The following is a 13806-nucleotide window of genomic DNA, read 5'->3' as shown; positions in this document are numbered from 1 at the left end:
ATCAATTTCAAACTTCTGGTCGAATTCGATGCGGCAAGACGCCGCGGATTTGTAACACATTTAAAAACAGGCAGTTGTCGAGTTCAAACCCCGCAACCACAGCCGGTTTCCCAGACTCGGCCGTCGGCTGCCATAACCGGCGTGTACCTGTACCAGCCGGCAGGCTTCAAACGTCTGCTGTGGCAGGGGACGCAGGAACTCCCGTTGTTCTTCCGCCAGCAGGTTCTGCTTGGGAGAGGTCTGTCCCCGCAAATGACGCTGCAGATCGTGCCGGCAGTATTGCACTAACTGCTGGTTCAGGGCTTCCAGAGAAACAATCCGGGGACGGGAATCAGGAAGTTGCTGCGGGCATAATCCAGTAACCGCTCGACATGCCTTTTCTCATTCGGTCGTCGTACCAGACAGAAATGATCGGCAGGAACGGCTCCAGCCTGGAAGGGTGGGACTAGCTCAGCGGATTTCCTGACGGCTCTGAGTAGGTCAAGATATTTTGCAGCGTATCTCTGAGATTATCGTACTCGTCACGATCCGCACGTTTACTAAAATCTCCGTTGAGAACACGCCAACGGATCTCACCTTATATTTGTAATCACCCTTACCTCTCTGTTTCCGGTTCGGAACTGACTCAGATACCGAGAGTCTGATCCCAAACCAGCAAGTGGTCATCTGGTCGCACCGCATTTATACCAATTTGTCACTCCACGCAGGAGCTATACTATCTGGACTTTATTTAGGGTTTTATGCCTGGCTGCTTTTCCGGGCGGTCAGGCCAATCAGCGCCCTCATCAATCCAGGCAGCTACAATGGCAACTTGGTAATCCGCAAGTCGATGCACGTCGGTTCTCTCCATTCCAGCTTTCTTTCCTGACAGAATCGCAATCAGAGGACTTCCGTCGCTGTTGCCCGGTTGAATTAAGGCTGCACTTGACGTATCGTCGAAATAGTCCTCTCTACGGTCCACACGAAAGCCGCTGGCTTCGCGATGGGGCCCGTGGCAGGACAAGCAATACCGCTCAAAGATCGGATAGACATCGCTCCAAAAAGCAACCTTATTATATTCTGCTTCGGGGACTAGAGGATTCGGTTGGTCATGGACTGGTTCTGTAATCTTCTTGACGCCCGATTGAGCTGCCCAGCCAAACAGTACCAATATAGTGGACAGAGCGAGAACGGTTATCAAGCCATCGCGAACTGGTGAAGTAGAAGAAGCCGTAATCCCAACTCGGCGTTTCACCGAGATAACTATCCATTGCCAATGGAGACAAACATGCACGACTACAAACGCCAAAAGGCCTAGGCTGGCCCAGAAGTGAATCGTGCCCCATTGGTGCCGTGACAGCCCCCAAAGTGACAATGATTTGTTGGTGCCCGGAGGCAGCGGGAAACGGAGGATATAGCCCGTAGCTATCATCACTATTAGCAGAGCGGCGGTCATCAGATCGACGCGGAGATTATCGAGAATCCGCTTCATTGATGTCCATCCCTTTGGTGAATTCCCCAATATTTACTATCTACAACTTTATCAGCAAGTACATACTCCAGGTCAATTGTTTGAACACCTCATCGACAATCACGTTTGTGTAAACATTACTTTCACATTATGCTGGATTATGTTTACCGATATGCAGATGAAGATTAAACAATCAGCAGCAGTACCATGAGGATTTGGCACCTTAATATTGCTTAAAACTCTGCTGCAGGTCTTGTCAGTGATTCCCTTGCTTTTATGACCACATGAAGTAGAACAAGGCGATCTTTCGGGAGATTAAAGAGAGGTTCCCCATATTCGGGGAGGCCTATCAGTAAATAAGTCAACGCATCCGTATCTACTTGATGTGGTTATGTCGTTTTGTTCGATGCACAAGATTTAAGAATATCGGATGAAGGAACTTGACGGAAGTTTAGATTATGCCGGACAGAATATAAACACAACAAATCCAGAGGATCTGTTACACAATAGGCCTGAATGGAGTCGTGCCACACTTGTCTGTTTAGGCGATCCCGTGTTTCCCACAGATGCCGATAAAGTACATTCTCATTCTATCACATGGAATGCGATAGCCTGGGAAATCGATTCCACCTTTTTATATTGTACTTGCTAGGTTAAAACTGTTGCGCCCAGGTTTGCAGCCCCCGCATGATCATTTCAACTGCGATCGTCCCGACGTACAACGCTGTCACACGGCCGGCAACTTCGATGTAGCGTTGAACAAGATACTCCCGTTTCTGGCGGACATAGTCGTGTAGTTCTTTCAGAACTAGCATGAGTGAGACGGAGATTCCCAGGGCGAGAACAATTGCACCGCAGGCAACCAGTGGTTCGAGTCTTTTCCCCACAACCACGCTGGCGCTCAATGTCCCTGGCCCGATCAATACAGGCATCGCAATTGCTCCAGCCAGATTCTCAGATTTTCCGTTCAGGATCTCGACCGCCGATGGTCCCTTGAAGACAAACTGAATACCAATAAGTAAGAATACAATCCCACCGAATATCTGAAAGGAAGCGAACTCGGCCTGTACTAATCTTGAGAAGATTACATCCCCGATCAAAGCGAAACAGCTGAAGACCGCCGCCGAGATTGCTGCTGCAACGAGCAGGACGTGGTAGAACCGCTTCCTGTCGAGAGTTTTGACTACATCAAAGAGGTAGACAATGACCAGGAAAGGATTGAGCAGCGCGAGTAGAATTGAAACGGCACTCAAGAATTCCAGCATTTATCTCTCTCATACTACTTAAAATCACCTGTACGAACCAGTTCTGGTATAATGCTGACCTGGCACAGATACGACAAAAGGAGCTGTTTTTTTATTTTGATCTGCATCCATAAAGGGGCCATATCACATTTGGATATGATACCAGCCGCTAAGAAAACTTCAAGAAGTGGTATCATTACCACTTGATGCTTACATTAAGTGACTGCTGATTTAGAAACGCACCAGGGCATTTAACACGTTGAGCGACTCAATCAAAAAACGTTAGTTAAACCGTGCATGTTACGGTCCGATCAACGTACTGTCAGTGATGGGCCTACACACAGGAGTTCGCTGTGGCAGAATCTATTTCCTGCTTCTGAATATTCTTTAAGTCGCCCACCTTAGGGGGACTGTACTTTTTGAGATACTGTCAAATAATGAGACTGGTATGTATTCTTCTTTTGAACATACTGCGGATATCGGACTGGATGTCAGTGCTGAGAGCCGGGAAGCCCTGTTTGCTGAGGCGGCACGGGGCCTCTTTCAATCCTGGTAGATGATCCGGCGACGGTTCGTCCTGCACAGGAAGTGACGCTCTCTGTCAGCGGCACCGAACTGGACTATCTGCTGTTTGACTGGCTGGATGAGCTGCTGTTTCGTTTCGAAACCAGCCAGCTGCTGTTCTGTGAATTTGATGTCCAGTTTCACTACGAGGGAATCACTGTTTCGGCCCAGGGAGAAACCTTTCAAGCAGACCGTCACCGGCTGGCACATGAAGTGAAAGCGATTACCTATCACCAGTTGTCTGTCCAGCAGACTGCAGAAGGCTGGCAGGCTCGATTTATTATTGATATCTGAGCAGGGAGAATCGCATGTCGCAGGGTGATTTTACCGGTCCACTGGAACGGATCAATGATTATTGCTGGCGTATCCCACGAAGTTATAAGCAGGGGATGCGGGTTGAGGGACGTATCTATGTGAGCGATGCCTTGATTGATCTGGTGCAGCATGACCAGGCTCCCGAACAGGTGGCGAATGTGGCCTTCTTGCCGGGGATTCAGATGGCCAGCCTGGCGATGCCTGACATTCACTGGGGGGTATGGCTTTACCATCGGTGGTGTCTGTGCCACTGATCCCGAAGAAGGAGGCGTGATTTCACCCGGCGGGGTGGGCTATGACATCAACTGTGGTGTGCGGCTGATTCGTTCGAACCTTTTCCATGAGGATGTGAAACCGTATCTGCCTGCCCTGATCGAAGAACTGTTCCAGCGGGTGCCCTGTGGAGTGGGGCGAACCGGGAAGTACCATTTCAGCAATCAGGAACTGTGTCAGATGATGGAGCACGGTCCAGCCTGGTTCAAAGAACAACGTGGAATGGTGACAGAGCATGACATCGCGCATACGGAAGCACATGGCTGTCTGTCCGGTGCGCGGCCGGAACTGGTCAGTGAGCGGGCTCTGCTACGGGGTGTAGAGCAGTGCGGAACTCTGGGATCGGGCAATCATTTTCTGGAAGCGCAATTAGTAGACATGCAAATAGTAAATGTCATGATACATTCCGGCTTCCGGGGGCTGGGTTACCAGATTTGTGACGATGCCCTGAAAGCATTGCGCGTTGTGCCCCAGAAATATGGCATTCACCTGCCCGATCGTCAGTTGACCTATGCGCCTGTATTGAGCCCTGAGGGAGAACATTATCTGGGCGCGATGCAAGCGGCCACCAATTATGCGTGGTGTAATCGGCAGCTGTTGATGCATCAGGCGCGGGAAGTTTTTGAGACCGTGTTCGGCTTTTCCTGGCAGGAGCTGGGAATGACACTCATCTATGATATCGCCCTCAATATTGCGAAGCTGGAAGAACACACCGTTGATGGGAGCAGAAAGCAGGTCTGGGTGCATCGGAAGGGGGCCACGAGGACCTTTCCGGCGGGGCATCCGGAGGTTCCAGAGCAGTATCAGGAGATTGGTCAGTCGATACGGATTCCGAGTGATATGGGCCGGGCCAGCTGGGCATTGGTGGGCCAGCCGGGCTGTATGGAACAGACCTTCGGTACAACCTGTATTTGTGCAGGCAGGCAAATGAGCCGCAAGCAGGCGGTACGTGTGTCGCAGGGCCGGGATATCGATGAGGAGCTCCGGACGCGCGGCGTGATCGCGCGGGCACGGAGCTGGCGCGGACTGGCAGAAGAACAGCCGTGCTGTTTGTCATGACATTCCGGACATTTTTGCGCGAGTTTTCGACTCCCACGTCGTAAAATATCGATGATCCCTTCCCACAGTTGTCCTGATTCACAAGAATCAGGCTATGTACAAAAACACGCGCAAGCAACGCAGCTATGATCATCGGCTAAAAGAACTTGTTCGATCCATCAGCAATATTGATATCGCGCTTCAACGTGGCGTCCCTCGATCTACGGCCCGAGGCTGGCTGACAAAGAACATTTTCGACGTGATCAGCGTCGACGTCTTAGATATGACTCTGCCAGAACTGCAAAGTGCGGTGGTTTCGTTAAGGGACTGGGCTTTTCCCAAGGGTGAGAACTCGCGCAAAAATGTCTGGAATGTCGTGAAAAATAGCACGCCCCGATCGCCGGGAGTGACATGCCCAAAAAAAGCGACCGCAGACCGGTTTCGCTGTCTGCAGTCGCACGTGGAATCGCGGAACCCCGCAGCAGTCGGAAGGTGCCGACCGGAGCAGGGCACTGTTACTTCTTCATGTCGATATCGAAGATGTTATCGCCTTCGACAATCTCCAGGGTAAGATTACTTTTCTGAGGATCGCGATAGCGGGCGGGAAATTTCGCATCATCCACTTTGACATCCTGGGGAACCAGATCCTGCGGCGGTGGTTCCGGCGGAGGCAACACGGTAACCGCATACTGACCGGTCTGCAGGGGTTCGCTGAGGGTGTAAGTTCCCTCGGTAGTGATCTCGGCCGAACCTCCACTACCCAGTTTCGCAGAGTAGAAAGATACGACGCCTTCCTGCAAAGCTTCCCCCTCCAGGGTCACTTTACCGGTCACTTCCCCGGCAGGAGGTGTATCTGTCCCGCCACACCCGCTCAGGAGCAGGACGGAACCAAGGAATAAACAGAATGGGTAGGTTGACAGTTTCATCAGGAAAGCTCCGGGAGCTTCGCAGTCAACAGGCAAAAGTCGACTGCAGCGCCTTTAAGAAGAGTAGGACTGGTAGATCAGATAGAATGAATCGCAGACGTAGCGCGTTTAGAATTCACCCACAACCTGGCCGTCATCGCGGGCACAGAGCTGACGCAATGTCAGGAAGTCAATATTTTCCGAAATGAAGCGGACGCCCCCGTCAGCCAGCAGCATGTGAATACCCCCGGTATGATGCGAATTCAGAACCGTATTTCCGGAGTAGGCACTGTTAGAACGGGGTACTGTATTTCCGCCGGACTGACCTGATTTAGCATTGATTTGGAAGGCGATCGTGGTAACACCACCGACATGATGGGCCCCCGTTCTTGTTGCAACATCTCCTGAGGAAGACCAGCCTCGCCAGCCACCATGATAATTGGTTCGCCAGTCATTCGTTCCTACACTCCCCGACTGTTCTCCCACGATCATTGTATTCGAGGCACCGTCAGTAATATCACGGAAGCGATAGTTTTTACCGGGGACAAGAATGCCGTTATTGCAGTAAACACCATAGCTGGCGCCGGTCGAGCAGACATTGGTGCGAGGGGTCGGAGCAGGGTCGGGGGTGGCTCCGCTGATGCCGACATAATCGTGGCACTGCAGCTTGTCGTAATTACACATGCTCCCCGAAGGATTATTGGGATCGAGCGGGTTGGATGGACACTGAAACACCGGAATTTTCAATCCGACGAGTACCAGGTTAGTCCCCGTCGCCTGCTGACCATAGCTGCTGGACGAATTGCAGCCGGAAGCCCAGTGGCCAGAAATCGACAACTGATTAAAAAGTGGTGCCTGGTCGATCGCCGGCAGAATTCCCACGCGCCAGTTCGGACGGTTCCCCGGCAATGCCCCGACAGGAAACGTACTGTAGACATCATGGTAATTGTGTAGCGCGAGACCAATCTGCTTCATGTTGTTTTTGCAGGTACTGCGGCGGGCCGCTTCGCGCGCCTGCTGGACAGCGGGTAACAGGAGTGCGATCAAAATAGCAATAATCGCAATGACGACCAGTAGTTCAATGAGTGTGAATCCTCGGCGGGTTGAGATCAATTTCATTGTAAGTGTCCTTTGAAACGATGCGTTCTGGTGGGATAGAAGGAGGGATTAATTAGCAACATTAAACATGGATTGCTTTAATTTATATCGTTTGCTAAGAAAATCATTTATAGCACTGCCATACAAGCTCCGGCAAGAGCGAGTGTCGATTTAAATCAATAATTCTGCATGTCTTAAGCCATCCCCTCAGAGACCATGGCGGCAAATTATTCAGCCGAACCTTGACTCCAAACGGTTCACCAACTTGTGAGTACCCGGTTTTATGCGAATAGTTCTTTGACAGGTACACCGCCATCTGTAATGGGAATGGGTCTATCGTTGGCATAGAGATTCTTCGTGTAGTCGATCCCCAGAGAGGCGAGAATCGTGGCAAAGAAATCTGGGAGGCCCACTGGGTTTTCGACGATTTTCTTGGAAAGCTCGTCGGTCACTCCCCACGCGCCACGGTGTGCCAGACCGCCGCCGGCGAGAACACAGCTGAATGCGGTTCCCTGATGTCCCCGTCCTCCGCCACTGTCAAATTCCGGTGGACGACCAAATTCCGTCGTGATGACGATCAGAGTCTTATCCAGGAGTTTTTTCTGTTCGAGATCGGAAATCAAGGTTGCGACTGCTGTATCCATTTCCTGGATCAGTTTGTGCTGCTGCAAAATCCCCTCGTAATGCACATCCCAGCCAGCCCCGTTTAGAAAGTTCAGGTTATGCGAGACTTCAATGAATCGAACACCTCGTTCCACAAGCCGGCGGCTTAACAGACAGCGCTGACCAAATTCTCCACCGTACCTTGTTCGTAGTTCTGCTGGCTCTTTATCCAGTTGAAAGGCCTGATTAAATTCCGGCCCACTCAGCTTCATACTTTGTTGAATAGCGGCTTCATAGTCGCGTACTTTCTGTTCGCTGGCTGCTTTTCCTTGTTTCTGTAAAACAGCCAGGAATGATTCTCGTCGCGCCTGTCGGTCAGATGTGATATGATCTGGTCGAGACAATCCTGCCGGACCTTCATTGGTATTGGTCAAATAGAGATAGCCATGGCCGGCCCCCAGAAAGCCTGGACCACGTGTCACATTCGGATAACCGATTAAGACATAAGGAGGAGCGTCGTCAGAGACCGCGCCTCGTTCGTGGGTTACCAACGAACCAAGCGAGGGATAGGTGACAGTACCACTAATAGGGCGACCGGTGTGCATGCGATTTGTGGCGGCAGCATGTTCGTCGATCGATTCATGATTGACCGTTCGCACAGCCGTAACACGATCCATCAGGGGAGCCAGCTTCTTGAGATGCTCACAAAGCTGCACATCCGGCACTGCGGTATCGATCGAGTCGTAGTAGGCTCCCGCCTTCCTGGCCTTGGGGTTTCCTTTTCGCTTGGGATCAAAGGTGTCAATCTGTGCCATCCCCCCGCCAAGCCAGATCGAAATCACATGCTCGGCTTTGCCGCGAATCAGTTTTGATGAGGTTTCACCCAGACTGAATTTTGAGGTCGCCAGTCCGCCCGCTAATGCCACTCCCGCGGCCAGGCACTCGCGTCGATTGAAAGAGGGTACCGCACATTGATTTTTCATGATTGCATCTCGTAATGCCGTATTTGAGGTCAGTTAAATCAAGAAATAATACTCAGAAACATCTCACAGGTCGAGAAAATGAATAGAGATCGCTAAGGAACCCAGACAAATTCCCGATGATTCATCAGACTCCAGATAATGTCTTCATAAACTTCCCGCCATACGGGACTTAAACGGGGATCGGCTGGTGGCCCCTTACGGACACGTCGCTCCACCTTCTGCTGGATAGTATTAGCTTCCGGTCGCAAGTGGTTAAACCAGGTCACCTGCGGTAAGGGAGATGGTTCTTGAACAGGCACGATTTCGTCTGCCGGCAGCAGACGGGAATCAAACCCTTGAGCCAATGCGTTACTGAATGTATTCAGTTCTTCCTGGTTCGGGTGACGACACAGAAAACGAAGATATAACGCTTCAATGATTTCCTCAGACTTCCTGCTGTCGACAGCCAACTGGGCCAACTCACTTTGATCTGACACACGAATGAGGTTCATGGAAAGAGTACCGTTCGCCAATACTCCCGGTTGCAGTACATTCGGCTCCGTTTCGCGATGCATGATCGGTTTCTGACGAGATCCAGTCCAGCCGAACGCCTCCAGAACATCAGTGACGGTACGGGCATAAGGCAGAGAGAGGCTCGGCCGGTCTCGCTCATTCTTTAAATCCGCAAACATCCAGGCACGGCTGGGGCGTCCCAATGACAGACGATTGCTGACATCGCGTTGACCATCGTGCACAAAGGTAAGTTCTTCAACGTCCAACTGTTTTCCGGTCGCGGTATGCATGGCATCAACAATCTGTTCCGCAGTCAGTCGGCGTTTCTCAGGAGCAGTAAAGAACCGCAGCGCTTCAGGTTTCGTCCCGTTGTTTCCAGTCGCTTCTCGCTGGTAAACTTGAGAAGTAACAATCAGGCGAATGACGTGGTTCAGATCATAGTCATGAGTGATAAACTGGTGTGACAGCCAGTCCAGCATCTTGGGATGACTTGGTTTGCGGCCTTCCCAGTCATAAACTGGCTCCACCATTCCTGTCCCGATTAGCTGTTTCCACAAACGATTGACGACCACATTGGCAAAACGTTTGTTTTCCGGTGCAGTGATCAACGCAGCTAACCGTTCCCGCGTGTCCTGCGGGTTGTACATGAGCTTATCAATTTTCGGACCATCAACGGCTCCAGTAACACTAGCAAACGGCCAGTCTGGCTGAATCGTTTCGTCCGGCTTCAAAGTGACCTGAATCAGAGACTCTCTGGCTTTCTTTTCAAAGAATGCATCAGGCACGCGGCTTGTCGAGGGGACCGTCAGAGGTTTACGGTTCAGCATCGCAGCCAGTGAGAATAAATCGCGCTGAGTCGTGCTGTGATAGGGGGAGTCGTGGCAGCGTGCACACTGAAGTTCGATTCCCAGAAATGCGGACGCGATGATATGCCCTTTGGCAGCAAAAGGCGAATCATTTTCTGCAGCAATTGCAAAACCGGCGCTGCCACCTTCATGCGGACTGCCGCGCATCAGTAAAAGTTCCGTCACGATTCTGTCGAATGATTTATTATCGCGTAAGGCATCATACAGAAACCAGCGAAAGGGGCCTGTGCTGTTCAGCGAGGCATTTAGTAAGGTAGGATTCTCAGCCAGTAAATCCATCCAATAACTGACCCAATGGTCAGCAAGGCGGTCGTCTTCCAGCAGCCGGTCAATCAGTTGGTTGCGTTTGTCCGGATCGGAATCTTCCAGAAACTGCCGAACTTCAGCCAAGGTCGGCGGGACTCCCACGGTATCGAGATAAATCCTACGCAGAAATGCTTCGTCGTTGATGACGGGGGCCAGCGCCACTTCGGAGGCCTCCAGTGGAACGGCAGGCCAGATCGCTCCCTGTTGAATCCACTTCTCCAGTTCTGCGATCTGTTGCTTGCTCAGGCCTTTTCCAGTCGGAGGCATACGAATGCTTTCGTCTTGTGCTCGAATGCGCTCCACTAGCTCACTGGCTGAAATATCACCGGGAACAATCGCCGGGATTTCGGAATCGCCTGCCTTCAATGCATTCTCTCTGGTGTTCAGTCTTAATCCGCCTTTATCTTTGTCTCCATGGCAGCGGAAGCAATTCTCTTGCAGGAGTGGCAGAATTGTTTTGTGAAAGTGTTCTGCCTGACTGCGATCGGTGGCCGAAGATTCTAAGAGTGCTTTATCGATCTTGCTGGCCAGGAAACGATCAATCGGGTGGTTGATCGCAGAATCCGCAACAGTGGGAATTTCCGGAGCAGGGTGTTGTGACGTCCATGCTCGGGCGGCAGCATGTCGTGTCTGCCAGAAGTCATCCTGACCCGCAGCCGCCTTCAGTCTGGTCTCGTCTTCCAGTTGAGAGATCGCAGCCTCGATTTGTGACAGCACGGGATTAACGGCGGCGTCTGTTAGGGGAAGCGCATCCTGATGCTGAGGTCGAATGACTGCATAGGATTTTCCGTCGGTCGTCTGGATTGCCACGCAGACTTCACCTGTTTCAGTGCGCAGGTTCTTTCCACCCGTTACCAGTTCCAGCACCACGCGACAGAGCTGGGTTTTGCCATCATCATTATCAGGGATTGTTATCTCTCCAAAGACTTCCTGCATCCGATACCCCTTCACTCGGACACCGTGCAACGGGGGCTCAGCCAGCGGCGTGATTGGTTCTTCACCATTGGGAGGACGATATGTGAGCGCTTTTGTGCGTGCCACAACCTTACCGTCAATCCATAATCGCCCCAGAGCACGAGCTCTCAGTAAGAGCCGATGTTTTCCTGGCTCCAGTTCCATATCCGCAGCCATGCGAACCAGCAGCGGCGCTTTCCAGCTGGATCGAATGCCCCAGGCATCATAACGCAATGGAATTCGCGGGAGCAGAAATTCATTCCCCAGCCAGCGGGACGTTTCCTTTGGCCATTTCTCGCCTTCATTCAACCAGCGATCAGAGGCGGGCATGCTTTCGGAAAATGTGACCAGAACCTGCCCCAGTGGAACATCGGAAATCTCGGGCATGATTTCGGGCGCAGGTCCCACGGTGCGCGGGCCGCCGAGTCGATGGAAATGAGATGCGATGACCTTGTTACTTAATCTGGTTCGATAGACTGCAATCGTATCCAGCCAGCCGTTAAAGCTGTTGCTGGTATTGCCGCCCATGGATGATCCGATCCAGATCTGATCGTTATCAACTACGGGAGCCGCTTTGGTTGCCCCCTGCAGATCCCATATGCCGTCAGTGGGTCGACCGTCAATCCAGCCTTGAATGGAATCGGGTTGACCAAATCGATAAGTCACCGCGATATGATGCCAGCCGGTTACTACGGCAAATCCTGATTTTGATGTCCAGCGATGCCAGTTGGGGCCTTTGGAACCGGGAGAGGCAGGTGTTGCGAATAAGAAGCCGAGTTTCACAGCATCTCCGGCACCAACCACGCGCAGTGCCCAGTTCTGATTGTCAGGCGCAACATGCGGAGAGTGAGTCCGTCCTTTCCCGATGACATACATCGGCTGTCCATTTCGAATTTTCTCAACCTTAACCCAAGCTTCAACTGTAATGGTATCGCCATTAGTGAAGTCGAAAATACTCTTGTCCCCGGGATCTTGGACTGCAATGTATGCCCCCTTACCATCAAGGTGGACCGCCGTGTTATCTTTTGTGAAGTCTGGAAACTCAGGCGGAACAGGACCGGCTTGATCGCGGGTCACGTTGCCATGCGTGGATAAGGAAGTCGATTCTTCCGTCGAGAAATCCCATCTGGCGACTGGTGCTGCCTCATCGGCATGCAGAGGGCACGCATGGTGGGAAGTCAAAATTAAAATCAGTAAAAGTCGCGTCCAGTACATACCTGATAATTTCCTCAATAACTTGTCATGATCACAACAGTGACCTTGCCCCTTAAACCGGGTGCATGCTCTTCGTCTAAAAAATAGAAATCAGAGATTTATGAATTTGTGGTGATGGAGTCGATGGCTTCTTCCCGGGTATCAAATAACGGCCAGAGAGTCCCTACTCTGATGCACTTGAGAATGTTTTGCATATTCTCAGAGGCATTGCAGCAGACGGCCTGTCCCCCAGTCTGTCTGGCCTGCTGCAGGTAACGAATGATTGAGTTGATGATGACTGAATCTAGATAATCAACTTTTGAAAAGTCGATGATCACATTCTTAATTTCTGGTGAGTTGAAAAGTCTTAATACCTTGTTGGATTCAACCTGGACGTTGCTGTAGTGAAATTGCAGCGTCGATCCCAGGGGGATCACAATCAAATTTGGAGTACTCAGTTCAACCTCAAATACTTCAAAGTTCTCTAGCATCAATCAGGGCCCGCTTGCTTGAAGAGTTTCAGGATCTAAGGAATTATAATATCAGATCGATCTAAAAATCGCCTCTATTCTCACTGCAGAGTGTGATCAATTACAATGAAATAGCGGGTTTGAAACGAAAAAACTGACCTATTTTGATGAATTGGTCATAGAGGCAGGTTTTCAGCCAGCGTCTATCTTTACATCGCTACAAACTACCACAACATTTCAGATCGTATCGTGAGAGTTCTCGCCCCCCAGGTGTCGTAATATGCCTGTGATCAGTTCCTGACCTTCTCCTAATTCCTAGACTAATTCCTAGACTAATTCCTAGAGTAGAAAAAACCGCGAATTGTAGGAATTGGAGTAACTGTTCCTGGATCACGCCCCCGTCAGTATGGCAGACAGGCACTATACCACGGTCCCACAGGATCTGCTGAATGAGGCTGTATTATGGTTAGGTGATGAGCTTGGTGTAAAAGATGTTTCTAATGCGCAGAAGAAATCTGTTGGGTAGAGCCAAAGGAGGCTACGAAACTGTCCGCAGCCTCACGATATATCGGCTTGATTCGCTCGTTTTTCTCGGGGAGCGAGGTAGGGCCGGCAAAGAGGGAATCAGACCACTTGCCACATGGGCGGCCCAGTCCAACTCCGGCATCTTCGGGATCAATTTCCCTGCCAGGCTCAGATTCACCAGGGGTAAGGGACTGGACTTTTCCCAAGGGCGAGAACTCGCGCGAATTTGAAGGGAATGTCGAGATAAATAGCAGGGTTTCTATTTATAGTGGGAGGCGGGAAGAGAACTGAAACCTGGGAGGTATTAATTACGCTTGCAAAATTGCGAGCAAACTCGACTTACCGATCCTTGGCATTCAGACTGCCGAGCATCTCTATCAAGGCGTCAACCATCTTCTCGGAAGCATCGAGTTGTACCTTGTTCACGCCGATCCAGGTTTCGTAGCCACCGAGGCGGTGCTGCTCGGGTGTTGGCAGATATCCGTGCGAGCCATTGGCGATGGAAATATTCATCAGTGGCTGGATC

Annotated in this window: 12 protein-coding genes and 1 pseudogene; 4 read left to right on the top strand and 9 right to left on the bottom strand. The window is 51.1% G+C overall.

The features are described 5' to 3' along the window. Nucleotides 1–60: 60 nt before the first annotated feature. The 3 genes from RID21_RS19565 to RID21_RS19555 all read right to left on the bottom strand — a co-directional run bounded on the left by RID21_RS19565 (nucleotide 61) and on the right by RID21_RS19555 (nucleotide 2715). Nucleotides 61–285 (bottom strand): hypothetical protein, encoded by a 225-nt coding sequence (locus RID21_RS19565; RefSeq protein ID WP_350191768.1) that lies wholly within the window; start codon nucleotides 283–285, stop codon nucleotides 61–63. A 445-nt stretch (nucleotides 286–730) separates the two neighbouring features. Beyond that, the gene (locus RID21_RS19560) at nucleotides 731–1471 is read right to left on the bottom strand and encodes a DUF4405 domain-containing protein (RefSeq protein WP_350191766.1); all 741 of its coding nucleotides are present in this window, start codon (nucleotides 1469–1471) and stop codon (nucleotides 731–733) included. Between the two features lie 632 nt (nucleotides 1472–2103). Further along, nucleotides 2104–2715, bottom strand: coding sequence for a MarC family protein (locus RID21_RS19555; RefSeq protein ID WP_350191764.1), 612 nt, complete (start codon nucleotides 2713–2715; stop codon nucleotides 2104–2106). A 427-nt stretch (nucleotides 2716–3142) separates the two neighbouring features. Here RID21_RS19555 and RID21_RS19550 point away from each other — a divergent pair, with 427 nt between their 5' ends. Genes RID21_RS19550 through RID21_RS19535 form a run of 4 tightly spaced genes read left to right on the top strand, consistent with a single transcriptional unit; the run spans nucleotide 3143 to nucleotide 4905 of the window. After that, nucleotides 3143–3250 (top strand): archease, encoded by a 108-nt coding sequence (locus tag RID21_RS19550; protein WP_350191762.1) that lies wholly within the window; start codon nucleotides 3143–3145, stop codon nucleotides 3248–3250. Nucleotides 3251–3282: 32 nt separating this feature from the next. Then, nucleotides 3283–3552 (top strand): archease, encoded by a 270-nt coding sequence (locus tag RID21_RS19545; RefSeq protein WP_350191760.1) that lies wholly within the window; start codon nucleotides 3283–3285, stop codon nucleotides 3550–3552. A 14-nt stretch (nucleotides 3553–3566) separates the two neighbouring features. Next, on the top strand, nucleotides 3567–3827 hold the full coding sequence (locus RID21_RS19540) for a hypothetical protein (protein ID WP_350191758.1): 261 nt from the start codon (nucleotides 3567–3569) through the stop codon (nucleotides 3825–3827). A 16-nt stretch (nucleotides 3828–3843) separates the two neighbouring features. Continuing rightward, complete coding sequence (locus tag RID21_RS19535) at nucleotides 3844–4905, top strand: RtcB family protein (RefSeq protein ID WP_350191756.1); 1062 nt, start codon at nucleotides 3844–3846, stop codon at nucleotides 4903–4905. A 494-nt stretch (nucleotides 4906–5399) separates the two neighbouring features. Here RID21_RS19535 and RID21_RS19530 read toward each other — a convergent pair whose 3' ends face one another. The 6 genes and pseudogenes from RID21_RS19530 to RID21_RS19505 form a co-directional block, all read right to left on the bottom strand. After that, a complete protein-coding gene (locus RID21_RS19530; protein ID WP_350191754.1) occupies nucleotides 5400–5810 on the bottom strand; it encodes a hypothetical protein in 411 nt (136 codons plus the stop codon). Between the two features lie 108 nt (nucleotides 5811–5918). After that, the gene (locus RID21_RS19525) at nucleotides 5919–6908 is read right to left on the bottom strand and encodes a DUF1559 domain-containing protein (protein WP_350191752.1); all 990 of its coding nucleotides are present in this window, start codon (nucleotides 6906–6908) and stop codon (nucleotides 5919–5921) included. Between the two features lie 260 nt (nucleotides 6909–7168). Beyond that, on the bottom strand, nucleotides 7169–8473 hold the full coding sequence (locus RID21_RS19520) for a DUF1501 domain-containing protein (RefSeq protein ID WP_350191750.1): 1305 nt from the start codon (nucleotides 8471–8473) through the stop codon (nucleotides 7169–7171). 92 nt (nucleotides 8474–8565) lie between these two features. Further along, nucleotides 8566–12306 carry a DUF1553 domain-containing protein gene (locus RID21_RS19515; RefSeq protein ID WP_350191748.1) on the bottom strand — a complete coding sequence of 1247 codons (3741 nt, stop codon included), beginning with the start codon at nucleotides 12304–12306 and terminating at the stop codon, nucleotides 8566–8568. A gap of 98 nt (nucleotides 12307–12404) precedes the next feature. Beyond that, nucleotides 12405–12776 (bottom strand): STAS domain-containing protein, encoded by a 372-nt coding sequence (locus RID21_RS19510; RefSeq protein ID WP_350191746.1) that lies wholly within the window; start codon nucleotides 12774–12776, stop codon nucleotides 12405–12407. Between the two features lie 843 nt (nucleotides 12777–13619). Beyond that, a pseudogene (locus RID21_RS19505) lies at nucleotides 13620–13806 on the bottom strand (hypothetical protein); the annotation flags it as partial.

It is taken from the genome of Gimesia sp. (assembly GCF_040219335.1).
Taxonomy (GTDB): domain Bacteria; phylum Planctomycetota; class Planctomycetia; order Planctomycetales; family Planctomycetaceae; genus Gimesia.
Note: the sequence above shows the minus strand (reverse complement) of the source record. Positions and strands in the feature narration are given on the sequence as shown.